The organism is Pseudoduganella aquatica, from assembly GCF_020865585.1.
In the GTDB taxonomy this organism is placed as follows: Bacteria; Pseudomonadota; Gammaproteobacteria; order Burkholderiales; family Burkholderiaceae_D; genus Rugamonas; species Rugamonas aquatica_A.
Genome location: NZ_CP086370.1, coordinates 2,303,514 through 2,327,272 on the forward strand (window position 1 = coordinate 2,303,514; position 23,759 = coordinate 2,327,272).

Consider the following 23,759-nt stretch of genomic DNA (forward strand, 5'->3'; position numbering starts at 1 on the left):
GATCCACGACTCACGGCAGACGCGGCCGCAGGCGCGCCCGACCCCACCCCCGAACCCGGCAAGCACGATGCCGAAATCGACCGCATGTTCGGCCCCGGCGGGCCGCTCAGTCCGGCCGTGGGCGGCTTCCGTCCGCGCCGCTCGCAAACCGAGATGGCCAAGGCGGTGGCCGCCGCCATCGACGGGCGCAGCACCTTGATGGCCGAGGCCGGCACGGGCACGGGCAAGACCTTCGCCTACCTGGTGCCGGCGCTGCTGTGGGGCGGCAAGACCATCGTTTCCACCGGCACCAAGAACCTGCAGGACCAGTTGTTCCTGCGCGACATCCCCACCGTGCGCGCCGCGCTGCAGGCGCCGGTGTCGGTGGCGCTGCTCAAGGGGCGCGGCAACTACCTGTGCCACTACCACCTGGAGCGCACGCTGCAGAACGGGCGCATGACCTCGCGCGAGGATGTGGGCTATCTGCGCGAGATCTCGCGCTTCCTGAAGATGACCTCGTCGGGCGACAAGGCCGAGCTGGCGCGCGTGCCGGAGAATGCCAGCATCTGGAACCTGGTCACGTCCACGCGCGACAACTGCGTGGGCGCCGAGTGCCAGTACTACCAGGACTGCTTCGTGATGAAGGCGCGCAAGGAAGCGCAGCAGGCCGACGTGGTGGTGGTCAACCACCACCTGTTCTTCGCCGACGTGGCGCTGAAGGACACCGGCGTGGCCGAGCTGCTGCCGTCGGCCAACACCATCATCTTCGACGAAGCGCACCAGCTGCCCGACACCGCCACGCTGTTCTTCGGCGACACCTTCAGCACCTCGCAGGTGCTGGAACTGTGCCGCGACGTGCTGGCCGAGGGGCTGGCGCACGCGCGCGACGGCGCCGACTGGGGCAAGGTGGTGACGGTGGTGGAGAAGGCCGCGCGCGACCTGCGCCTGACCTTCCCGCAGGACATCGTGCGCCTGTCGCTGCCGCAGATCGCGCCGTCGAGCGGCTTCTTCCCGGCGCTGGAAACGCTGAAGGACGAGCTGGACGGCATGCTGGCCGTGCTGGAGAAGCAGGGCGAGCGCGCCGAGACGCTGGACCAGTGCCGCATGCGCGGCATCGAGCTGGCGACCGCGCTGCGCGACTGGAAGTTCGACCCCAAGGCCAAGGTGGCCAGCGGCGAGGAAGCCGTGTACTGGGTCGAGGCCTATACCAGTTCGCTGCAGCTGCACAAGACGCCGCTGTCCATCGCGCCCATCTTCAACGGCCAGCGCGAAGGCGTGCCGCGCAGCTGGATCTTCACCTCGGCCACGCTGGCGGTGAAGAACGACTTCAAGCACTTCGCCGAGCAGATGGGGCTGACGGGCGAGCCTGCGCGCACCTGGCCCAGCCCGTTCAACTACGAGCAGCAGGGCATCCTGTACGTGCCGCAGGGCCTGCCGGACCCGAACTCGATGGGCTACACCGACGCCGTGCTGGACGCGGCGCTGCCGATTATCGAAGCATCCGAAGGCCGCGCCTTCCTGCTGTGCACCACCTTGCGCGCCGTCAAGCGCGCGGCCGAGCGCCTGCGCGACGAATTCGAGAAGCGCGGCCTGCCGTATCCGCTGTTCGTGCAGGGCGACAAGGGCCGCACGGAGCTGCTGGACCAGTTCCGCAAGTCGGGCAACGGCGTGCTGATCGGCAGCCAGAGTTTCTGGGAAGGCGTGGACGTGCGCGGCGAAGCGCTGTCGCTGGTAATTATCGACAAGATGCCCTTCGCCCCGCCGGACGACCCGGTGCTGGCCGCGCGGATCGAAGTGATGGAAAAGCAGGGTCTGAACGGCTTTATGCACCACACCTTGCCGGAAGCCATCATCAACCTCAAGCAGGGCGCCGGCCGCCTGATCCGCGACGAAGGCGACCGCGGCGTGCTGATGCTGTGCGACCCGCGCGTGATCACCAAGCCCTACGGCCGCCGCGTCTGGCAAAGCCTGCCGCCGTTCAAGCGCACCCGCGAAGCGCAAGTCGTGATCGACTTCTTCAAAGGCGAGCCCCCGTCCGAACCGGACGTCAGCCCATCCTGACGTCCTTTCCGCCATTCCTACAAGCAGCCTGAGCCGCATTCTTCCCACTTCGGGGTCTGACCCCGAAGTGGGGAAAATGCGGCTCAGCTTGCTTAAGGCTTAGGGATTGATGATGACTTTGCCTGTGACTTTGCGGGCGGCCATGTCGTTCAGGGCCTGGGGCGTGCCGGCCAGAGGGTAGCGGGCGGAGATGTGGGGCTTGATCTTGCCTTCGGCCAGCCAGCCCAGCAGCTGCCGCATGCCGGCCAGGTTGGCCTTCGGCTCGCGCTTGGCGTATTCGCCCCAGAAGACGCCCACCAGCGAGGCGCCTTTCAGCAGCGCGAGATTCAGCGGCAGCTTGGGGATTTCGCCGTTGGCGAAGCCCACCACCAGGTAGCGCCCGCGCCAGGCGATGGAACGGAACGCGGCTTCGGCGTAGTCGCCGCCCACCGGGTCGTACACCACGTCCGGCCCCTTGCCGCCGGTGGCGGCCTTGATGGCCTCGCGCAGGTCTTCCTTGCTGTAGTTGATGACCGCGTCGGCGCCGTGCGCCTTGCACACTTCCAGCTTTTCGTCGGTGGAGGCGGCCGCGATCACGCGTGCGCCCAGGGCCTTGCCGATCTCGATCGCCGCCAGCCCCACGCCGCCGGCCGCGCCCAGCACCAGCATGGTTTCGCCGGCCTTCAGCGCCGCCCGGTCCACCACCGCGTGGTGCGAGGTGCCGTAGGTGAGCGTGATGGCGGCGGCCGTGTCGAAGTCCATGCCGGGCGGCATGGGCATCAGCGCCTGCGCCGGCACGGCCAGCTGCTCGGCGAAGGCGCCGTGCGCCGAGAAGGCGATCACCTTGTCGCCCACCTTGTAGCCTTCCACGCCATCACCCACCGCGCGCACCACGCCCGACACTTCATTGCCCGGCGTGAACGGCAGCGCGGGCTTGTACTGGTATTTGCCCTGGATGATGAGCACGTCCGGGAAGTTGACGCCGGCCGCCTTCACGTCCAGCACCACATGGCCGGGCGCGGCGGCCAGGTCGGGCAGCTCTTCCACGGTCAGGGTGTCGGGTAGGCCCCAGGCTTTGCATACGATGGCTTTCATTCGGTCTCCAGTTTTTATTAATAGTACGGTCGTTTTATTTTACGCTGCTTCGGCGCGGCTGTGGCGCGGCTATGGCATAAATCCGGCGGAACGTCCCTTTGCGTTTTCGCAAAGCGCGGTGCGGCCAGAGCGCTACAGTGGCTTTATAAGCAAGCAGGAGGCTGCCATGTCAACGATACGCTACGGCTGTTTCTTCAGTTATGCGCACGGGCGCCACCCCCACATGATCAAGTTCAAGAATGACCTGGCCGAGGCGCTCAAGTGCTACCTGGAGCCCCATTTCGACAATGAAAGCGAACTCTTCATCGATACCGAGCAGCTGGGCGGCGGCGATGACCTGGACCGGCGCATCGCCACCGCGCTGTGCGAGAGCGTGTGCATGATCGTCATTTATACACCCAAGTACGAGGCCCATGGCTACACCCGGCGCGAGTTCGCCGCCATGCAGCAGATCGAGAACGAGCGCCGCCTGTGGTATCCGCTGCCCAGCCACCTGATTATCCCGGTCATCATGACGCGCCATTCCTTCAGCCTGCCCACCCAGATCACCGATCCCGGCATGTATGTGGACTTTTCGCGCTATACCCTGGCCAGCGGCGACCTCAAGACCAATCCGGATTTCCTGCCGGACATAGAAAAAATCGTCCAGCGCATCGCCGCCCACTATCACTATCTGAAGCACAGCATTCCACCCGAGCACGATTGCAGCCGTTTCGTGCTGCCACCCATCCCCGAGGAGTGGCGCGCCACTCCGCCGCCCCATTTTCCGCGCTGAAGGTGAATCATGGAAAACCCGCATCTGCTGCCGCCGCAGGCCACGCCCGGCGAAGTCATCACTTTCCACTCGCATCAAGGCGGCGCCGGGCGCAGCATGGCCGTGGCCAACACCGCCATGCTGCTGGCCGGCCGCGCCCATGCCACTTCGCCCGTGCTGATGGTGGATTGGGATCTTGAGGCGCCGGGCCTGCATCAGTACTTTCCGCCGATGGCCGATGGCCCGGGCCTGCTGGAACTGTTCACGGCCTGCCGCGACCAGCTCCAGCGCCGCGGCCGGCGCGCGGTGGCGCAGGATGACGCCGAGCAGGCCAGGGCGGTGCTGGACGCGGTCGGCTGGCAGCGCTACGTGGTGCGGGCGGACCAGGGCCGTCCGCTGTACCTGATGCGCGCCGGCCGCTTCGACGCCGGCTACGCCGAGCGCGTGGCGGCGCTGGACTGGGAGGCGCTGTTCCACCAGTGCCCGGCGCTGTTCCGCTGCTTTGCGGAGATGCTGGCGCGCCAGTTCCGCCACGTGCTGGTGGATGCGCGCAGCGGCCGCAGCGACAGCAGCGGCATCTGCACCACCTTGCTGCCGACGCGGCTGGTGCTGTTGTTCGAGGCCAACCGCCGCAGCCTGGAGGGCTTGCAGGCGCTGGTGCAGCGCGCCACCACTTACCGCCGCAGCCACGAGGACGAGCAGCGCCCGCTGCTGATTTACCCCTTGCCCACGCGCACCGACATGGATTGCAGCGCGCAGCGCGCCCTGTGCCGGCGCGGCGATCCTGCCACCGGCTTGCCGGGCTACCAGCCGCTGTTCGAGCAGGTGCTGGGCGAGGCTTACGGCATCGCGCGCCCGTCGCTGGAAAGCTATTTCGACGAAGTGCAGCTGCCGCAGTCGCGCAGCCTGGCGCGCGGCGAGCGGCTGGCGGTGCGCGGCGAGCCCGTGGCCGACCGATTTTCCGCCACGCGTTCCTACGAAGCCTTGCTGGGCTGGCTGGCCGGCGGCCATCCGCCGTGGCAGTCGCGGCGCGAGATCCCGCTGCTGGCGGCGGTGGCGCAGTCGCGCCGGGCCGTGGAGGCGGGCGGCGCCTACAGCATGATGCTGGCGCGCGACCTGTTCCGGCTGGGGCTGCTGTATGCGGACGAGGGGCGCAGCGCCGCCGCCGTGCTGGCCTTGCGCGAAAGCGTGGAGCTGCATGTGAAGGTGGTGGGCGAGGAGCACCTGGAAACGGCCGCCGCCAAGGCGCTGCTGGCGCGCGCGCTGCTGCAGGAGGACGAACTGGACCAGGCGCGCATCCTGCTGCGCTGCGTGGTCGAAACGCGCACGCGGCTGCTCGGCGGCGAGCATCCGGATGTGCTGGAGGCGTGCAGCGCGCAGGCCGTAGCCCTGGCGCGCCAGGGCTATGCCGAGGCGGCGCTGGACCGGCAGGAGGAGGTGTTGCAGATCCAGATGCGCTTGCTGGGACCCGAGCATCTGCTGACGCTGGCCAGCCTGGCCGCGCGCGCCGCCATCCATTACCAGTGCGGCGAGCTGGAGCTGGCCAGACAGGCGCAGGAGCAGGTGCTGGCGGTGCGCGCGCGGCTGCTGGGCGCCGAGCATGAGGAGACTTTGCGCGTGGGCGCCGCGCTGGCGCAGACCTTGGCGCGCATGGACGAAGCGGCCAGTCCGCAGCTGCACTATGGCTTGGCGGCACAGCAGCTTGTGCAGCCGTTTGGGCAATCGCCTTTGCAGGCGCCCGTACAACGTTCAACGCCGCGTCCCGCTTTGGCTTCCGGCCACGCCGGCAGCGCTCCAGCCGGTGGTGCGGCCGGCGTGACTTTGCGCGGCCCCGGCGTGGAGCAGGTGCAGGCCTGCTACGAGGAGCCGTATCCCTTGCAGCGGGCCGAAGCGGTGCGCGAGCAGGTGTTGCCGGAGGACACGCCTGCGCCGCGCGCCTAGCGCCATGCCCGTCCGCGCGCCACCGTTGCCACTCGGCTATTAAATTTGTTTGAGGCGGCCGTCCGCATGTGCTGGCGCGCCATTGCTTCAGGTAAAATCCCAGCCATGCGTATCCTAATTAGTAATGACGATGGCTATCTGGCGCCCGGCATCAACGCCCTGGCGGAAGCGCTCGCGCCCATAGCGGACATCGTGGTCGTCGCGCCCGAAGGCAACCGCTCCGGCGCCTCCAATTCGCTGTCGCTGGACCGTCCGCTGTCGGTGCAGCAGGCCGCCAACGGTTTCTACTTTGTCAACGGCACGCCGACCGACTGCGTCCACATCGCGCTCACCGGTCTGCTGTCCGAGAAGCCCGACCTGGTGGTGTCCGGCATTAACAACGGCCCCAATATGGGCGACGACACGCTGTATTCCGGCACCGTCGCCGCCGCCACCGAGGGCTATCTGTTCGGCATCCCGGCCATTGCGTTTTCGCAAGGCGCCTACGGCTGGCAGCACATCGACGACGCCGCCAAGGTGGCGCGCGACATCGTGCAGCGCTATTTCGATCTGCTGGCCAAGCCGTACTTGCTCAACGTCAACATCCCGAATCTGCCTTACGCCGGCATGGGCGAGCTGACCGCCACCCGGCTCGGCCGCCGCCACCAGGCTGAACCGGTCATCCGCGCGCAGGACCCGCGCGGCCGGGAAATCTTCTGGATCGGCCCGCCCGGCGCCTGCAAGGACGCGGGCGAGGGCACCGATTTCCACGCCGTCGCCCAAGGCCGCGTGTCCCTGACGCCGCTGCAGGTGGACCTGACGCACCGTACCCAACTCGAGACGCTGGCAAAGGGCCTGGCATGAGCGATAAACACCGCACCTTCCCGCTGCCGCTGTCGTCCGTCGTGGACCATGCGCAGAAAAAGCCGGCGGTGTTCTCGCCGGTGGCCACGCCGCAGACGGCCACGCAGAACGCCGCCCGCAACGCGGCGCTGGGCGGCACGCACCCCGGCGTGCGGGTGGGGGCGGCGCCGGGCACGGCGGTGCGGCCCGGCAGCGCGCCGGTGGCCATGCCCTCGCGCTCGCATATCCTGGCGATGGAACGCGCCCAGGCGGCCCCGGCCGCCGCGCCGCGCCAGAATCCGCTGGTGTCGGACGCGGTGCGGCGCGCCATGGTGGCGCGCGTGGCCAAGCAGGGCGTGAAGGACGCGGCGGTGCTGGGCGCGCTGGAAGCGGTGCCGCGCCATATGTTCATGGACGAGGCGCTGGCCTCGCAAGCCTATATCGATGCCTCGCTGCCGATCGGCCATCACCAGACCATTTCGCAGCCCTACATCGTGGCGCGCATGATAGAGGTGATGCGCAACGGCGGCCAGCTCAAGCGCGTGCTGGAGATCGGCACCGGCTGCGGCTACCAGGCCGCCGTGCTGTCCTGCCTGGCGCAGGAGGTGTTTTCCATCGAGCGCATCAAGCCGCTGCACGAGCTGGCCAAGGCCAATTTGCGCCCGCTGCGGCTAGCGAATCTACGCTTGCATTACGGAGATGGTATGCTTGGCCTGCCTCAGGCCGCCCCGTTCGACGGCATTATCCTGGCCGCCGCCGGCCTGGAAGTGCCGCAGGCGTTGCTCGACCAGCTCGCCATTGGCGGCCGCCTGGTCGCCCCGGTGGGCGCGCGCGCGCAGCACCTGGAACTGGTGACGCGGCTCGGCAAGGCAGAATGGACCAGCCAGACGCTGGAGGACTGCCATTTCGTGCCTCTGCGCCCCGGGACCGTATAAGGTCACGCCGAAGTTTACCTACGAAGATGAGTATGACGAATAAGAGTTCCCTGTTATTGCTTAGCATTTCCCTGTGCGTGCTGAGCGCCTGTAGCACCGTGCCCAACCAGGCGCCCGTGGTCGACCGCACCACGCCGGTGGCCACCCCGCCGTCCGCCAAGCCGCCCGCGCCCAGCGAGGATGCGCAAAAGGAGCGCGACGAGCGCGGCCTGTACACCGTGAAGCGCGGCGACACGCTGATCCGCATCGCGCTCGAGCATGGCCAGAATTACCGCGACCTGGTGGCATGGAACAACCTGGCCAACCCGAACGACATCAAGGTGGACCAGGTGCTGCGCGTGCAGCCGCCGGAATCGGTGGGCGGCGTGCAGACGCTGGCCGTGCCGCTGCCGGGCAGCACCGAGACCAAGGCGCCGGTGCTGAAAAAGACCGGCCCGCGCGGCGAGAAGAAGCCGTGGAGCGAAGGCGCGCTGGCCGAACTGCAGCGTTCCGACGACACCGACAGCGGCAACGGCAAGCCCGCGCCTGCGCGCGTGGACAAGCCGGTGCAGGCCGCCGCCCCGGCGCCGGCAGCCGCCGTGCCGGCCGCAGCGGCCCTGCAGCTGAGCGCCGAGGACCGCGAGCTGAGCTGGGCCTGGCCGTCCGAGGGCCGCGTGGTCGCCACCTTCGACGAAGGCAAGAACAAGGGACTCGATATCGCCGGCAAGGCAGGCCAGCAGGTGATGGCGGCAAGTGCAGGAAAAGTGATGTATGCCGGTAGCGGCATCCGTGGATATGGTAATCTCGTTATTGTGAAGCACAGTAATAGTCTGCTGTCGGCCTATGCGCATAACCGGACCATCCTGGTGAAGGAAGGGGATAGCGTGCGCAAGGGGCAGATGATTGCAGAAATGGGGGATTCAGATACCGACGCCGTCAAGCTGCACTTTGAAATCAGGCAGCAGGGCAAGCCGGTCGATCCATCGAAGTTCTTGCCTAACCGCTAGCTACCCATGACACACTCGCCGCACGACCGCCTGGATGACGATGCCCTGCCGGATGATTTTCCGGACGAGCAAATCGACGATGCAGCCGGCGACGGCGATGCGGAAGACGGCGATGTGGGCGGCGCCAGCGGCGCGGCGCCGGAAGTGGGCGCGGTGCTGGAAAGCGTCGATGAGCTGAAAAAAGTGCTGGCCGCCGAGCTGTCCACCGACACCACCCAGCACTACCTGAACCAGATCGGCACGCGCCCGCTGCTGACCGCGCCGCAAGAGGTGCACTACGCCACGCTGGCCAAGGCGGGCGACTTCTCCGCCCGCCAGACCATGATCGAGCACAATCTGCGGCTCGTCGTTTCCATCGCCAAGCACTACATCAACCGCGGCGTGGTCCTGCTCGACATGATCGAAGAGGGCAACATCGGCCTGATGCGCGCCATCGACAAGTTCGAGCCCGAGCGCGGCTTCCGCTTCTCCACCTACGCCACCTGGTGGATACGCCAGAGCATAGAGCGCGCCATCATGAACCAGGCGCGCACGGTGCGCCTGCCGGTGCACATGGTGCGCGAACTGAACCAGATCTTGCGCGGCAAATACCACCTGGAGGCGCAGCACCACAACGGCAAGGACGCCACCGCCGAGGATATCGCCGAATTGGTGGGGCGCCCGGTGGAGGAGGTGCAGGACATCCTGGCCCTGTCCGAGCACGCCACCTCGCTGGACGCGCCGCTCGACAACGATCCGCAATCGTCGCTGATGGACATGCTGCCCGGCGACAGCGACGACGCGCCGGACGCGCGCGCCGAACACCACGAAATGACGGTGCTGGTGCGCGACTGGCTGACCAAGCTGCCGGACAAGCAGCGCATCGTCATCATGCGCCGCTTCGGGCTGGATAACGACGATCCGGCCACGCTGGAAACCCTGGCCGAGGAAATGGGCGTCACGCGCGAGCGGGTGCGCCAGATCCAGCAGGAAGCGCTGGTCAAGCTGAAGCGCGCCATGGCCGCGCGCGGCGTGGTGCGCGACTCCCTGTTGTAAAACCGCCGGCCGGTCCCCGCCGCCCGCCGCCCGCGACCTGCGGGCGCGCATCTGCTATCATATCGCCCTTCCGAAAGCCCCTGCGGCTTGCTTTAGTCTCCCAATTCTCTTGAACGTTATGCAAGACACTATCATCGACATCAAATCGCTCGACATGGACGCCCGCGGCGTCGGCCACATCGAAAACGAAGACGGTACGCCGGGCAAGGTAGTCTTCGTGGAGGGCGCGCTGCCGGGCGAGCGCGTCACCTTCGCAACGTTCAAGAAAAAGAAGAACTGGGAAGCGGCCAGCCTGGTCGAGATCCGCAAGGAGTCGGCCATGCGCATCAAGCCCAAGTGCGTGCACTTCGACTATTGCGGCGGCTGCTCCATGCAGCACCTGGAGCCGAGCGCGCAGGTGGCCATCAAGCAGCGCACGCTGGAGGACAACCTCTGGCACCTGTCCAAGGTCAAAGCCGGCAACGTGATGCGCCCGATGTACGGCCCGACCTGGGGCTACCGCTACCGCGCGCGCCTGTCGGTGCGCTTCGTCGCCAAGAAGAACACGGTGCTGGTCGGCTTCCATGAAAAGAAATCGTCCTACGTGGCCGACATCCAGAGCTGCCAGATCCTGCCGCCGCACGTGTCGGACATGATGATGCCGCTGCGCGCCCTGGTCGGCTCGCTGAGCATCTTCGACAAGGTGCCGCAGATCGAACTGGCCATCGGCGAAGACCTGACCGTGCTGGTGCTGCGCAATATGGAGCCGCTGACGGCCGACGACGAGACCAAGGTGAAAGCCTTCGCCGACCAGTACAACATCCAGTGGTGGCTGCAGCCCAAAGGTCCGGACACCGCCTATCCCTTCTACCCGCTCGACAAGCAGCTGCACTATCTGCTGCCCGAGTTCAATGTGCGCATGCCGTTCAAGCCGGTCGACTTCACGCAGGTAAACCACCACATCAACCGCGTGCTGGTGTCCAAGGCGCTGCGCCTGCTGGAAGTGCAGCCGCAAGACCGCGTGGCCGACCTGTTCTGCGGCCTGGGCAACTTCACGCTGCCGCTGGCCACCCAGGCGCGCGAAGTGGTGGGTATCGAAGGCAGCACCGCGCTGACCGAGCGCGCGCTGTCGAACGCGGTGGTGAACGGCGTGTCGGAAAAGACCAGCTTCATGACGCGCAACCTGTTCGAAGTGACCAAGGACGACCTGATCGCCCTCGGCAAATTCGACCGCATGCTGATCGACCCGCCGCGCGACGGCGCCATGGCTCTGTCGCTGGCGCTGGCGGAACTGAAGAAGACCCACCCGGAGCTGCTGCCGAAGCGCATCGTCTACGTGTCGTGCAGCCCATCCACGCTGGCGCGCGACTCCGGCGTGCTGGTGCACCTGTGCGGCTATGTGCTGAACAAGGCCGGCGTGGTGAACATGTTCCCGCACACCTCGCACGTGGAATCGATGGCCGTGTTCGACCTGGATATCGACGCGCTGGTGACCCAGCTGGCCGACGGCCGTGACATCCCGGCCGCCGTGGCGCCGGAAGAAGCCGTCAACCCGCTGGGCGCCGCAGCCTAAGCCGCCTCCGTTCCCGGGCGGGCCGGGCTCCAGGCATGGTTGACATGCGTTAGTGGATTTGCAACACTGGCGGCTGCATCCAGCCTGGGAGTCCATATGCGCGCCGTGCCGACTTTAGCCTTACTGTGCCTGCTGTCCTTCGCCGCGCAGGCGCAGACGGCGGTGGAAGCGTTTTCGCCGCAAGGCGTGGTGAAAGGCGTGCGGCAGGTGACGGCGCGCTTCAGTGCGCAAATGGTCCCCCTCGGCGACCTGCGCCTGAGCGACCCCTTCGATGCCGACTGCGGCGGCGCCAAGGCGCCGGCAGGGCAGGGCCGCTGGGTCGACGGCAGCAGCTGGGTCTACGACTTCGAGCGCGACCTGCCGGCCGGCGTTGCGTGCCGCTTCACCCTCAAGCCCGCGCTGAACGACGTGGCGGGCAAAGCGCTGGGCGGTGAGCGCAGCTACAGCTTCAACACCGGCGGCCCCTCCGTGCTGCTTTCCATGCCGCGCAGCGGCGCCGGCTATATCGATGAAAACCAGGTCTTCGTGCTCGCGCTTGACGCGGCGGTGCGCGCGGAGGACATCGCGCAGCACGCCTACTGCACCGCCGAAGGCATCAACGAAAAAATCCCGCTGCGCCTGATCGAAGGCAAAGAACGCCAGCAGGTGCTCGATGCGCGCAAGGACGGCCGGCGGCAGATGCCGGTCAGTGTGGTGCAGTGCAAGCGCAGCCTGCCGCAGGACGCCAAGGTGACGCTGGTGTGGAGCGCGGCCATCGCAACGCCGGGCGGTCTGGCCAATGAGCACGACCAGGTGCTGAGCTTCAAGACGCGCCCCGACTTCACCGCCAGCTTCCAGTGTGAACGTCCGTCCGCCAAGGGCCGCTGCGTTCCGTTCCAGCCGGTGCGCGTAAACTTCAGCGCGCCCGTGCGCATGGTGGACGCGCGCGCCATCGTCTTGTCCGGCCCCGGCGGCAAGAGCTGGAAGCCGCAGTTCTCCAAAGAGGAAGCCCAGTCGGAGTACGTCAACGGCGTGAACATTCCCGGACCTTTCCCCGAGCAAGCCAGGCTGCGCCTGGTGCTGCCGGATGCGCTCAAGGACGATGCGGGCCGCAGCCTGCTGAACCAGGCTCGCTTCCCGCTGGCCGTGCAGACCGGCGACATGCCGCCGCTGGTGAAATTCCCCGCCCGCTTCGGCATTATCGAGGCGCGCGGCGACAAGCTGCTGCCCGTCACGGTGCGCAACGTGGAGCCGGTCCTGGCCGCGCGCAAAGCGAAAGCCGGCGGCGATGGCGCCAAGGGCGCCGAGGGGGCCATGCTGCGGCTCGACGGCCCGGACCCGCAGCAGGACCTGCAAGTGATCGCCTGGCTGCGCCGCCTTACCGGCAAGACCCGCGACCGGGGCTGGGTGCCGGGCGAACTGTGGCAGCTGAACGAATCCGTGTTCACCGAACCGAAAGGCAAACCGCAGCCGAAGACCGAACGCTTCACCCTGCCCAAGCCCGGCGGCGGCAAGGCGTTTGAAGTGATCGGCATCCCGCTGCGCAAGCCGGGCTTTTATGTGGTGGAGCTGGCCAGTCCCAAGCTCGCGCTGGCGCTGCAGGGCAAACCCGGCCAGGCTTATGTGAGCGCGGCGGCGCTGGTGACGAATATGGTGGCGCACTTCAAGCACGGCGCCGAGTCCTCGCTGGTGTGGGTCACCACGCTGGACAAGGGCCAGCCCGTGCCCAATGCGCAAGTGGCGGTGCGCGCCTGCACCGGCAAGCTGCTGTGGCAAGGCCGCACGGACGCGATGGGCGTGGCCAGCATACGCGAGGAGATCCAGCACGAGGGCTGTCCCTACAACGAAGGCTATTTCGTCAGCGCCCGCAGCGGCGGCGACATGACGTTCACGCTGTCGAACTGGTCCGAGGGCATAGAAAGCTGGCGCTTCAACGTGCCTACCGAAGAGTTGGGCGCGGACAAAACCGTCGCCGCCACGGTATTCGACCGCACCCTGCTGCGTGCCGGAGAAACGGTGCACATGAAGCACTTCCTGCGCCGCCGCAACGCGGGCGGCTTCGCCTACGGCACGCCGCAGGCCGGCGATGCCAAGGTGATCATCACGCACCAGGGCAGCGAGCAGAAATACGAACTGCCGCTGGCATGGAGTAGCGGCGGCGTGGCGGAGAGCGCATGGACCATACCGTCCGACGCTAAGCAGGGCACATACGATGTGATGTATGAAGGCCGCTCCGGCGGCAGCTTCCGCGTCGAGCAGTTCCGCGTGCCGACCATGAAGGCGCTGCTGCAAGGCCCGTCCGCGCCGGTGGTGCAGGCGGAGCAGCTGGCGCTGGATGTGCAGCTCAGCTATCTGTCCGGCGGCGGCGCGGCGGGCGCGCAGGTCAAGCTGCGCACCACGCAGCAGGGACGCAGCGTCTCCTTCGAGGACTACGACGATTTCGCCTTCGCCATGGGCGATGTCAAGCCGGGCAAGGTCAAGGCAGGCGCGGTGCTCGAGGAGGACGAGGGCGAATACGAACGCATGCCGGGGGAAGGCGAAGGCGCGGGCGATGCGAATGCGTCGGTGAAAACGCAGAGCCTCACGCTGGACCGCGCGGGCGGCGCGCGCGTGGTGGTGGACAAGCTGCCCAGGCTGGAGCAGCCCGCATCGCTGTTCGCGGAAATGTCCTACCAGGACGCGAACGGCGAAACGCTGTCCTCGTCCACCAGCGTGCCGCTATGGCCTGCGAATGTCGTCATCGGCATCAAGCCGGACAGCTGGGTGCTGAGCAAGGCCGCGCTCAAATTCCAGGTGGCCGTGCTGGACACGCAAGGCAAGCCCGTGGCTGGCGCGCCGGTGGAGGTGGACTTCTTCCAGCGCCTGAATTACTCGCACCGGCGGCGCTTGATAGGCGGCTTCTACGCCTACGAGAACAACAGCGAAATAAAGGCGCTCGGCAAAGCCTGCGCAGGCGTCACCGACGCCCACGGCCTGCTGGTGTGCCAGGTGGCCGCGCCGGAGTCCGGCAATCTGATCCTGCGTGCGAAGACGCAGGACAGCGAACAGCGCGTGGCCGTCACCAACCGCGAAACCTGGGTGGCGGACGGCGACAACTGGTGGTTCAAGGCCAGTGACGACGACCGCATCGACCTGCTGCCCGAGCGCAAGCGCTACGAGCCGGGCGAAACTGCCACCTTCCAGCTGCGCATGCCCTTCCGTTCGGCGACCGCGCTGGTGACGGTGGAGCGCGAAGGCATACTCGATACCTATGTGCGGGAGCTGTCCGGCTCTTCGCCCGTGTTCAGCATTCCCGTCAAGCCGAACTACGCGCCGAATATGTTCGTGTCCGCGCTGGTGGTGCGCGGCCGCGTGGCGGGCGTGCAGCCCACCGCGCTGGTCGACCTGGGCAAGCCCGCCTACAAGATGGGACTGGCGCAGCTGCGCGTGGGCTGGGCCGCGCACGAGCTGAAGGTGGCGGTGAAGACCGACCGCCAGTTATACAAGGTGCGCGAGCGGGCGCAGGTCTCGGTCAAGGTCACGCGGGCCGACGGCTCGCCCGCGCCGGCCGGCGCCGAGGTGGCGCTGGCGGCGGTGGACGTTGGCCTGCTGGAGCTGATGCCGAATGCCAGCTGGGATCTGCTGGAGACGATGATGCAGCAGCGCGGCCTGCAAGTGGAAACCGCGACGGCGCAGATGCAGGTGGTGGGCAAGCGCCACTTCGGCCGCAAGGCGGTGCCGCACGGCGGTGGCGGCGGCAAGGGCGGCGGACGCGAGCTGTTCGATACGCTGCTGTTCTGGAAAGGCCGCGTCAAGCTCGACGCCAACGGCGAGGCCAGCGTGCAGGTGCCTGTCAACGACTCGTTGACCGCGTTCCGCATTGTCGCCATCGCCACCGCGAACGCGGATTTGTTCGGCACCGGCCGCACGGAAATCCGCAGCTCGCAGGACGTGATGCTGCTCTCCGGCCTGCCCGCGATGGTGCGCGAAGGCGACAAGTTCCGCGCCGGCTTCACGCTGCGCAACGCCACCGGGCGCGACCTGACGGTGGAACTGGGCGCGCAAGTATCCGGCAAGGCGCTGCCGCGCCAGAGCGTGGCCATCGCCGCCGGCATGGCGCAGGAAGTGGGCTGGGACTACCAGGCGCCTGCGGGCGCCACCGAACTGGCGTGGGACGTAGCGGCCAGCGTTGCGGGCGCGGAGGCCGCATCCTCGGACCGCCTGCGCGTGAAGCAGGCAGTGAAGACCGCCGTGCCGGTGCGCACGCTGCAGGCCACGCTGCTCCAGCTCGACAAGCCGCAATCCATGCAGGTGCAGATGCCGGCCGATGCGCTGCCGGGACGCGGCGGCGTGCAGACGCTGTTTGCCGCGCGCCTGGGCAGCGAACTGCCCGGCGTGCGCGACTACATGCAAGCCTATCCCTACACCTGCTTCGAGCAGAACACCTCGCGCGCCATCGCCCTGCGCGACCGCGAGCGCTGGCAGAAGCTGGCCGCGCAGCTGCCCGCCTACCTGGACAGCGACGGCCTCCTGAAATACTTCCCGGTGATGGAGCAGGGCAGCGACTCGCTCACCGCCTATGTCCTGTCGGCCGTGCAGGAAGCCGGCTTCACCATCCCCGCCGAACTGAAAGCGCGCATGGAAGACGCCTTGCTGAACTTCGTGCAAGGCCGCATCACGCGCGGTTCGCCGCTCGCCACGGCGGACCTGGCGGTGCGCAAGGTGGCTGCGCTGGAAGCGCTGTCGCGCGTGGACCGGGTGACGGCCGCCGAGCTGGAATCCTTCACCCCGGAGCCGAACCTGTGGCCCACCTCGGCCGTCATCGACTGGTATCTGATCCACCAGCGCGTGGCCAAGCTGCCCGAGCGCGACAAGCGGCTGGCGCAGGCGCAGCAGATCCTGCGCGCGCGCCTCAACCTGCAAGGCACCACCATGAGCTTCTCCACCGAGCGCAATGACAACTGGTGGTGGCTGATGGTGTCGGGCGACGTGAACGCCAACCGCCTGCTACTGGCCATGGCGGACAACCCGGCATGGAAAACGGACATGGGCCGCCTGGCGCGCGGCGCGCTGGGACGCCAGCACAAGGGGCGCTGGAACACCACGGTGGCCAACGCCTGGGGCGTGCTGGCGCTGGATAAATTCTCGGACAAATTCGAGCGCGAGCCGGTGCGGGGCAGCAGCACGGCGGCGATCGGCGGCGCCAGCAAGAGCGTGGTCCTGGACGCAAGCACGGCCAGCGGCAGCGCGCTGCTGCCCTGGCCGCGCGGCTCTGCCGAGCTGTCGCTCAAGCACGCGGGCAGCGGCAAGCCCTGGGTGACGGTGCAAAGCCTGGCCGCCATTCCGCTGAAGGCGCCGATTTCGTCCGGCTACAAGATCGTCAAGACCATCACGCCGGTTGAGCAGGCGGTGAAGGGCGCCTGGACGCGCGGCGACGTCTATCGTGTGCGCCTGGACCTGGAAGCCCAGGCCGACATGACCTGGGTGGTGGTCGACGATCCGATTCCCGCCAGTGCCTCCGTGCTGGGCACGGGGCTGGGCAAGGACTCGCAGCTGATGACGGCGGGCGAAAAGAGCAAGGGCTGGGTGTGGCCGGCTTTCCAGGAGCGCACCTTTGAAGCCTTCCGTTCGTACTACGAGTACGTCCCGAAAGGCAAATGGAGCGTCGAGTACACGGTGCGCCTGAATAACGCCGGCCAGTTCCAGCTGCCGCCCACGCGCGTCGAAGCCATGTACAGCCCGGAAGCCTTCGCCGAGTTTCCCAACGCCGCCGTGAGCGTGAAATGATCGCGATGCGCGCCCGCCGCAGCCGGCTTGGCGCGTCCGCCTTGCTGCTGTTGCTGGCCTGCGCTCCGTGCCGCGCCGTCCCCACGCTGGCCGAGGTGCAAGCCGCCTACCGCGCCTCCGATTCAACCCTGCTGGACCGCAACGGCGTGGCGATCCAGTCGCTGCGCGTGGACCTTGCCGCGCGGCGCCTGCCGTGGGTGAAGCTGGACGACGTTTCTCCCGCCGTGGGCGCGGCCGTCATGCAAGCCGAAGACCAGCGCTTCATGCAGCACGGCGGCGTCGATCTGGAAGCGCTGGGCAAGGCCGCCTGGGACAACCTGTTCCGCCGCCGTCCGCGCGGCGCCTCCACCATCACCATGCAATTGGCCGCGCAGCTGGACCCGGCCCTGCAGTCCGCAGCCGCAGGCCGCAGCTGGAAGCAGAAATGGGACCAGGCCCGCGCCGCGCAGGAACTGGACCAGGCCTGGACCAAGCCGCAGATCATGGAAGCCTATCTGAACCTCGTCACCTTCCGGGGGGAGCTGCAGGGCATAGGCGCGGCGGCGCGGGGCCTGTTCGGCAAAGCGCCGTCCGGCCTGAACCTGGCCGAATCGGCCATCCTGGCCAGCCTGCTGCGCGCACCGTCTGCTGCGCCCAGGCTGGTTGCGCGGCGCGCCTGCGCGCTCGCCAAGGAATTGAACGCCCATACGGCATGCTCCGCCATCGAGAGTGCCGCGGCCGGCGCCTTCACGCGCTCGGCCGCCATGGCGGTGCTGGCGCCCGCGCCGCAAGTGGCGCAGAAGCTGCTGACCGCGCCGTCCCAGCAGGTGCGCAGCACGCTGGACGCGGGCCTGCAGCGCTTTGCGCAAGCGGCCTTGCGCCAGCAGATCATGTCCCTGCGCGAGCGCAACGTGAAAGACGGCGCGCTGGTGGTGCTGGACAACGCCAGCGGCGACATCCTGGCCTACGTCGGCAACGCAGGCGGCAGCGAGGTCGATGGCGTGGCCGCGCTGCGCCAGGCCGGCTCCACCTTGAAGCCCTTCCTGTACGGGCTGGCGCTGGAACGCAAGCAGCTTACCGCCGCCTCGCTGCTGGACGATACGGCGGTCGACATCTCAACCTCGTCCGGCCTCTACATCCCGCAGAACTACGACAAGGAATTCAAAGGCTACGTCAGCGCCCGCACCAGCCTGGCCGGATCGCTCAACGTGCCCGCCGTGCGCACCCTGATGATGGTGGGCCTGGACCGCTTCCACGAGCGCCTGCGCAGTCTGGGCCTGGACAGGCTGACCGAAGCGGCCGATTACTACGGCTATTCGCTGGCGCTGGGCTCGGCCGACGTCAGCCTGCTGGAACTGTCCAACGCCTACCGCACCCTGGCCAGCGGCGGCATGCAGGGCACGGCCAGCCTGCTGCCGCGCGCGCCGGAGCGCAAGCACCGCGTGCTGGATGCGCGCGCCGCCTTCATCGTCGGCGACATCCTGTCGGACCGCGCCGCGCGCAGCGTCACCTTTGGACTAAAGAACGAGCTGGCCACCACCTTCTGGGCGGCGGTCAAGACCGGCACCAGCAAGGACATGCGCGACAACTGGTGCGTGGGCTACAGCGAGCGCTACACGGTGGGCGTCTGGGTCGGCAATTTCGACGGCGGCTCGATGTGGGACGTGTCCGGCGTCACCGGCGCTGCGCCGGTCTGGCGCGACGTGATGGACTATCTGCACCAGCATGTCCCCAGCCGCGCGCCGGCCGTGCCGCCCGGCGTGCTGCGGCGCGACGTGGCCTGGCAGCCCGCATTCGAGCCGCCGCGCGCCGAATGGTTCATTGCCGGCACGGAGAGCGCCGAAGTGGCGCTGCTGCATGACGCCCGCCGCGCCCCGCGCATCCTGTACCCGGCCGACGCCAGCATCATCGCCATCGACCCGGACATCCCCGACGCCAGCCAGCGCGTGTTCTTCCAGGCCCAGGCAGGGCAGGGCCTGCGCTGGGAGCTGGACGGCGCCACCCTCGGCCCCGCTTCCGCCAGCTACGCCTGGCGGCCCGCGCCCGGCCCGCACACCCTGGCCCTGCTCGATGCGGCCGGCAGCCCGGTCGCCACCACCCGCTTTAGCGTGCGCGGCGCGGTCCGCGAACCATAATTGCTGTTGCGGCGGCGCTGGCGGGTTACGCAGCTGCGCTGCTAACCCGCCCTTGTATTATTCCATCTGCCCCGAAAACGGAACGTCGGGGCAGAGCAACTGGATGCCGTACCCGCCCTTGGTCGCCAAGACCGTGATGTAGATTTCGCAGCAGTTGCTCTTATTCCATTAAAGATCGAACAGTATCTTTGGCCCGGCGTGCCGTGAGCCCGCATTTGCAAGGTTGATCAGGAGAAGAGTAATGTTGTGTCTTGGTATAGATGTCGCCAAATTGAAGGTCGATTGCGCACTGCGCCTGGAAACGGGCAAACACCGTGCGAAAGTTGTAGAAAACACCCAGGCTGGCTTTGCCAAACTGGAAGCGTGGCTGCAGAGTCATACGGACGGGTTGCCCCATATCTGCATGGAGGCCACTGGCGTCTATTGGGAGGCGATCGCGGAGTTCTTTGCCCGTCGGGGCTACCGCGTCAGTGTCGTCAATCCGGCCCAGATCAAGGCGTTTTCCCAGGCGCAGCTGGTGCGCACCAAGACCGACCAGGTCGACGCCAAGGTCATTGCCGAGTTCTGCGCCAAGCATGGTCCGGAAGCATGGCAGCCGCCGCCGCTGAGCGAACAGGAATTGAAAGCGATGGTGCTGCGCCTGGATGCGCTGCTGGCCATGCAGACGCAGGAAACGAACCGCCTGGACGTGGCGCGCGAATCGGTCCGGGCCGATATCGAACAGCATATTGCCTGGCTCGGCGAGCAGATTAAACAGCTGCGCAAGCGCGTACGTGATCACATCAACGACGATCCCGACATGCGCGGCAGACGCGACTTACTCGATACCATTCCCGGTGTCGGGGACAATACCATTGCGTTACTGCTGGCCTATGGCATGCATGCCGGGCGCTTCGACAACGGTCGGCAGGCTGCCGCCTTTGCAGGCCTCGATCCGCGCCAACATGAGTCCGGATCAAGCGTGAAGCAGCGGCCCCGGATGTCCAAGATCGGCCACGCGCATCTGCGCAAAAATCTGTACATGCCGGCTATGGTGGCGCTGTACCGCACCGACTGGGGGCGCCAGTTCCGCACCCGCCTACAAGCAGCAGGCAAGCCGGCCAAGCTGGTGATCGGCGCCATGATGCGCAAGCTCGTCCACGTTGCTTTCGGCGTCTTAAAATCTGGCAAACCATTCAATCAGGAGCTTCAAAACGCTTGACCGGCATAACAGTATCTACCATGTCGGAGGGCGGCCGAGGTTGGGGAGGGGGGCGTAGGGCGGGTTAGCGCGGCGCAGCCGCGCGTAACCCGCCATTGCATGCCGCGCGCAGGCATGAAAAAAGCCGGCGCGGGGCCGGCTTTTTGAGGGGGGGCTAGCGCTTAGTCGCGCTCGCCGCCGGCCAGGCCGAGCAGGCTCAGCAGGCTGGTGAAGATGTTGTACACGTCCAGGTACAGGGCCAGGGTGGCGCTGACGTAGTTGGTTTCACCGCCGTTCACGATCTGCTGCACGTCATACAGGATGTAGGCCGAGAAAATACCGATTACCATCACCGAGATCGCAATGTGCAGGGCAGGCATCTGGAAGTAGATGTTGGCCAGGCTGGCGACGATCATCACGATCACGCCCGCGAACAGCCACTTGCCCATGGCCGAGAAGTCGCGCTTGGACACGGTGGCGATGCTGGCCAGCGTGGCAAACACGGCCGCCGTGCCGCCGAAGGCCAGCATGATCAGCGAACCGCCGTTGGAAAAGCCCAGGGTGCGCGTCAGCAGCGGCGTCAGCATCAGGCCCATGAAGAAGGTGAAGCCCAGCAGCAGGCCCACGCCCAGTCCGCTGTTCTTGTTCTTTTCGATGCCCCAGATAAAGCCGTAGGCGATCGCCATGAAGACGATAAAGCCGATAAAGCCGCGCGGCACGGGAACGTGCATCAGCACGCCGGCGAAGGCGCCCAGCACGGTCGGGATCATCGACAGGGCCAGCAGCCAGTAGGTGTTGCGCAGTACGTTGTGGCGTACCGCCATGCTGTTTGCGCTGCCGCCGGACAGGTCGTAGGTTTTCTGCAGGTTGATCATGAATTGCCTCCAAAGGATAGGTGCGGAGCACCGCTTGCTAAAAGCATAGCACGCTCGGCCCAAAAGGCGCAAAAACCGGCTTAGAGGGGGCTTAAAATCGGGCCTGGCAGTGAATATGGGTCGGGGTATGGGGTTCTATGGTAAAATCGAAGGTTGATTGAGTCATCAATTTTGTTTTAAACCTTTCTTTTTATTGGAGTTTTTCAAATGGCAATCGAACGCACCCTGTCGATCATCAAACCAGACGCAGTTGCAAAAAACGTTATCGGCCAAATCTACAGCCGTTTCGAAGGCGCTGGCCTGAAGATCGTTGCTGCGCAAATGAAGCAGCTGTCGCGTGAAGAGGCTGAAGGTTTCTACGCTGCGCACAAAGAGCGCGGCTTCTTCAAGGATCTGGTTGACTTCATGGTCTCCGGTCCTGTCATGATCCAGGCACTGGAAGGCGAGAACGCAGTCCTGAAAAACCGCGAACTGATGGGCGCAACCGATCCTAAGAAGGCAGAAAAAGGCACCATCCGCGCCGACTTCGCCGATTCGATCGACGCCAACGCTGTCCACGGTTCCGACGCTGTCGAAGCCGCCGCCGTTGAAATCGCTTACTTCTTCGGTAAGTAATTTTCGCAATACCCCGTTTCCACCCCGCCCCGGCGGGTGGAAACGGTGTTTTTTAGAACTGTTTTGAACCCTGAAATGAATACGCCCGTGAACGCCGCCCCTCTGACCAACCTTCTGGATTTCGATCCGGAACAACTGATCGCCTACTGTGCGGAGTTGGGTGAGAAGCCGTTCCGTGCCAAGCAGCTGCAGCGCTGGATCCACCAGTTCGGCGCGTCGGACTTCGATTCGATGACCGACCTGGCCAAGTCGCTGCGCGACAAGCTGAAAACCCGCGCCCACATCACGGCGCCGGCCATCATCAGCGACCATACCTCCACCGACGGCACCCGCAAATGGCTGGTCGACGTCGGCAACGGCAACGCCGTCGAAACCGTGTTCATTCCGGAAGAAAACCGCGGCACGCTGTGCATCTCCACCCAGGCCGGCTGCGCCGTGAACTGCCGCTTCTGCTCCACCGGCAAGCAGGGCTTCTCGCGCAACCTGACCGTGGGCGAAATCATCGGCCAGCTGTGGATGGCCGAATTCGAACTGCGCCGCACCAAGGGCATCGAGCCCGGCCCGAAAGGCGAGCGCCAGATCACCAACGTGGTGATGATGGGCATGGGCGAGCCGCTGCTGAACTTCGACCCGACCGCCACCGCGCTGAAACTCATGCTGGACGACAACGCCTACGGCCTGTCGCGCCGCCGCGTGACCCTGTCCACCTCCGGCGTCGTGCCGATGATGGACAAGCTGTCCCAGGTGGTGCCGGTGGCGCTGGCCGTGTCCCTGCACGCCTCGAACGACCCGCTGCGCGACGGCCTGGTGCCGCTGAACAAGAAATACCCGCTGGCCGAGTTGATGGCCGCGTGCAAGCGCTACCTGGAATTCGCCCCGCGCGACTTCATCACTTTTGAATATTGCATGCTGGACGGCTTCAACGACAGCGACGACAACGCGCGCGAGCTGGTGGCCCTGGTCAAGCACCGCGAGTTCGGCGTCAACTGCAAATTCAACCTGATTCCGTTCAACCCCTTCCCGGAATCGGGCCTGTTCCGCTCGAAAAACGAGCGTATCAAGCAGTTCGCCCAGATCCTGATGGACGCCGGCATCGTCACCACCATCCGCAAAACGCGCGGCGACGATATCGACGCCGCCTGCGGCCAGCTGGCCGGCGAAGTGCAAGACCGTACCCGCGTGCAGGAGCGCATGGGTAAAATGGCCGAATACCAGAAGAAATTCGGCGCCGACTTCGGCAAGATCGTGGAGATCCGTTCCTGATGACCGTACTAGCCCACCGCTGCCTGCTGCGCCTCGCCGCCCTCGGCCTGGCCGGGCTGCTGTGCGGCTGCGCGTCGACCTCGGCGCCTGCGCCGGGGCAGAGCGGCAAGGCCGAGCTGGCCACCGCATCGGACCAGACGGCGGCGCAAAAGCGCGCCGAGATCCGCATGCAGCTGGCCATAGGCTACTACCAGCAGGGCCAGTATGCGGTGGCGCTGGACGAAATCAAGAAGGCCCTGGCGGCCGAGCCCGAGAAGGTGGACGCCTACGCCATGCGCGCCCTGATCTATATGGCGATGGATGAGCGCGAGCTGGCCGAGGACAACTTCGTGCGCGCCCTGAAAATGGCGCCGGACAATCCGGAAGTGAACAACAATTATGGTTCCTTCCTGTGCCGTCACGGCCGCGTAGCCGAATCGTTCAAGTATTTCGACGCCGCGCTGGCTGTGCGCAATTACCAGTCGCCGGCGGATGCCTACAATAACGCGGGCAATTGCGCGCTGAAGCTGAAAGATAACAGCACGGCAGAGAAGTATCTGCTGCCGGCATTGAAGATTGCGCCGGACGTGCCGGCGACCAACGCCAACCTGGCGCGGATCTACTACGAGCGGCGCGACTACGTGCGCGCCGGTTTTTTCATTACCCGGCTGGGCAAGCTAGCCAAAATGGACAGCTTGTCGGCTGACGTGCTGTGGCTTGCAATCAGGGTGCAGCATAAACTCGGCGACACGGGCGCGGAATCGGCTTGGGTGACGCAATTGCGCCGCCACCATACCGGCTCGCCGGAATATGCTGCCTATCAACGTGGGGCGTTTGATGAGTGAGACA

At 66.4% G+C, this 23,759-nt stretch carries 16 protein-coding genes; 14 read left to right on the plus strand and 2 right to left on the minus strand.

What is annotated here, in order from left to right; translation table 11 throughout:
• The first annotated feature begins 84 nt into the window (after nucleotides 1-84).
• Complete coding sequence (locus tag KT882_RS10140) at nucleotides 85-2,040, plus strand: ATP-dependent DNA helicase (protein ID WP_228896602.1); 1,956 nt, start codon at nucleotides 85-87, stop codon at nucleotides 2,038-2,040.
• A 99-nt stretch (nucleotides 2,041-2,139) separates the two neighbouring features.
• Here KT882_RS10140 and KT882_RS10145 read toward each other — a convergent pair whose 3' ends face one another.
• Nucleotides 2,140-3,114: an NADPH:quinone oxidoreductase family protein gene (locus tag KT882_RS10145; RefSeq protein WP_228895572.1), complete on the minus strand. Its 975-nt coding sequence runs from the start codon at nucleotides 3,112-3,114 to the stop codon at nucleotides 2,140-2,142.
• Nucleotides 3,115-3,280: 166 nt separating this feature from the next.
• Between KT882_RS10145 and KT882_RS10150 the strand changes: the two genes are divergently transcribed.
• The 10 genes from KT882_RS10150 (at nucleotide 3,281) to KT882_RS10195 (ending at nucleotide 20,199) form a co-directional block, all read left to right on the plus strand.
• Nucleotides 3,281-3,889, plus strand: a complete 609-nt coding sequence (locus KT882_RS10150) for a toll/interleukin-1 receptor domain-containing protein (protein WP_228895574.1) — start codon at nucleotides 3,281-3,283, stop codon at nucleotides 3,887-3,889.
• 9 nt (nucleotides 3,890-3,898) lie between these two features.
• Nucleotides 3,899-5,809, plus strand: a complete 1,911-nt coding sequence (locus KT882_RS10155) for a KGGVGR-motif variant AAA ATPase (RefSeq protein WP_228895576.1) — start codon at nucleotides 3,899-3,901, stop codon at nucleotides 5,807-5,809.
• Nucleotides 5,810-5,914: 105 nt separating this feature from the next.
• Complete coding sequence (gene surE, locus KT882_RS10160) at nucleotides 5,915-6,652, plus strand: 5'/3'-nucleotidase SurE (RefSeq protein ID WP_161071898.1); 738 nt, start codon at nucleotides 5,915-5,917, stop codon at nucleotides 6,650-6,652.
• Nucleotides 6,649-7,566 (plus strand): protein-L-isoaspartate(D-aspartate) O-methyltransferase, encoded by a 918-nt coding sequence (locus KT882_RS10165; RefSeq protein WP_228895578.1) that lies wholly within the window; start codon nucleotides 6,649-6,651, stop codon nucleotides 7,564-7,566. The genes surE and KT882_RS10165 overlap by 4 nt, the downstream gene beginning before the upstream one ends.
• Before the next feature lie 32 nt (nucleotides 7,567-7,598).
• Nucleotides 7,599-8,552 carry a peptidoglycan DD-metalloendopeptidase family protein gene (locus tag KT882_RS10170; RefSeq protein ID WP_228895580.1) on the plus strand — a complete coding sequence of 318 codons (954 nt, stop codon included), beginning with the start codon at nucleotides 7,599-7,601 and terminating at the stop codon, nucleotides 8,550-8,552.
• A gap of 6 nt (nucleotides 8,553-8,558) precedes the next feature.
• Nucleotides 8,559-9,587 (plus strand): RNA polymerase sigma factor RpoS, encoded by a 1,029-nt coding sequence (gene rpoS, locus KT882_RS10175; RefSeq protein WP_161075549.1) that lies wholly within the window; start codon nucleotides 8,559-8,561, stop codon nucleotides 9,585-9,587.
• A gap of 118 nt (nucleotides 9,588-9,705) precedes the next feature.
• Nucleotides 9,706-11,139 (plus strand): 23S rRNA (uracil(1939)-C(5))-methyltransferase RlmD, encoded by a 1,434-nt coding sequence (gene rlmD, locus KT882_RS10180; protein ID WP_161075550.1) that lies wholly within the window; start codon nucleotides 9,706-9,708, stop codon nucleotides 11,137-11,139.
• Nucleotides 11,140-11,235: 96 nt separating this feature from the next.
• Nucleotides 11,236-16,884, plus strand: coding sequence for an alpha-2-macroglobulin family protein (locus tag KT882_RS10185; RefSeq protein ID WP_228895582.1), 5,649 nt, complete (start codon nucleotides 11,236-11,238; stop codon nucleotides 16,882-16,884).
• Nucleotides 16,881-18,998, plus strand: coding sequence for a penicillin-binding protein 1C (pbpC, locus tag KT882_RS10190; RefSeq protein WP_228895584.1), 2,118 nt, complete (start codon nucleotides 16,881-16,883; stop codon nucleotides 18,996-18,998). The genes KT882_RS10185 and pbpC overlap by 4 nt, the downstream gene beginning before the upstream one ends.
• 241 nt (nucleotides 18,999-19,239) lie before the next feature.
• Nucleotides 19,240-20,199 carry an IS110 family RNA-guided transposase gene (locus KT882_RS10195; RefSeq protein ID WP_228892791.1) on the plus strand — a complete coding sequence of 320 codons (960 nt, stop codon included), beginning with the start codon at nucleotides 19,240-19,242 and terminating at the stop codon, nucleotides 20,197-20,199.
• Nucleotides 20,200-20,360: 161 nt separating this feature from the next.
• Here KT882_RS10195 and KT882_RS10200 read toward each other — a convergent pair whose 3' ends face one another.
• Nucleotides 20,361-21,053 (minus strand): Bax inhibitor-1/YccA family protein, encoded by a 693-nt coding sequence (locus tag KT882_RS10200; RefSeq protein WP_228895586.1) that lies wholly within the window; start codon nucleotides 21,051-21,053, stop codon nucleotides 20,361-20,363.
• A gap of 207 nt (nucleotides 21,054-21,260) precedes the next feature.
• Between KT882_RS10200 and ndk the strand changes: the two genes are divergently transcribed.
• The 3 genes from ndk to pilW all read left to right on the plus strand — a co-directional run bounded on the left by ndk (nucleotide 21,261) and on the right by pilW (nucleotide 23,755).
• Nucleotides 21,261-21,668 carry a nucleoside-diphosphate kinase gene (ndk, locus tag KT882_RS10205; protein ID WP_090314593.1) on the plus strand — a complete coding sequence of 136 codons (408 nt, stop codon included), beginning with the start codon at nucleotides 21,261-21,263 and terminating at the stop codon, nucleotides 21,666-21,668.
• A 75-nt stretch (nucleotides 21,669-21,743) separates the two neighbouring features.
• Entirely contained in the window at nucleotides 21,744-22,931 is a 1,188-nt protein-coding gene (gene rlmN, locus KT882_RS10210) for a 23S rRNA (adenine(2503)-C(2))-methyltransferase RlmN (protein ID WP_161075553.1), read from the plus strand.
• Nucleotides 22,931-23,755, plus strand: a complete 825-nt coding sequence (pilW, locus tag KT882_RS10215; protein WP_161075554.1) for a type IV pilus biogenesis/stability protein PilW — start codon at nucleotides 22,931-22,933, stop codon at nucleotides 23,753-23,755. The genes rlmN and pilW overlap by 1 nt, the downstream gene beginning before the upstream one ends.
• Nucleotides 23,756-23,759: the final 4 nt, after the last annotated feature.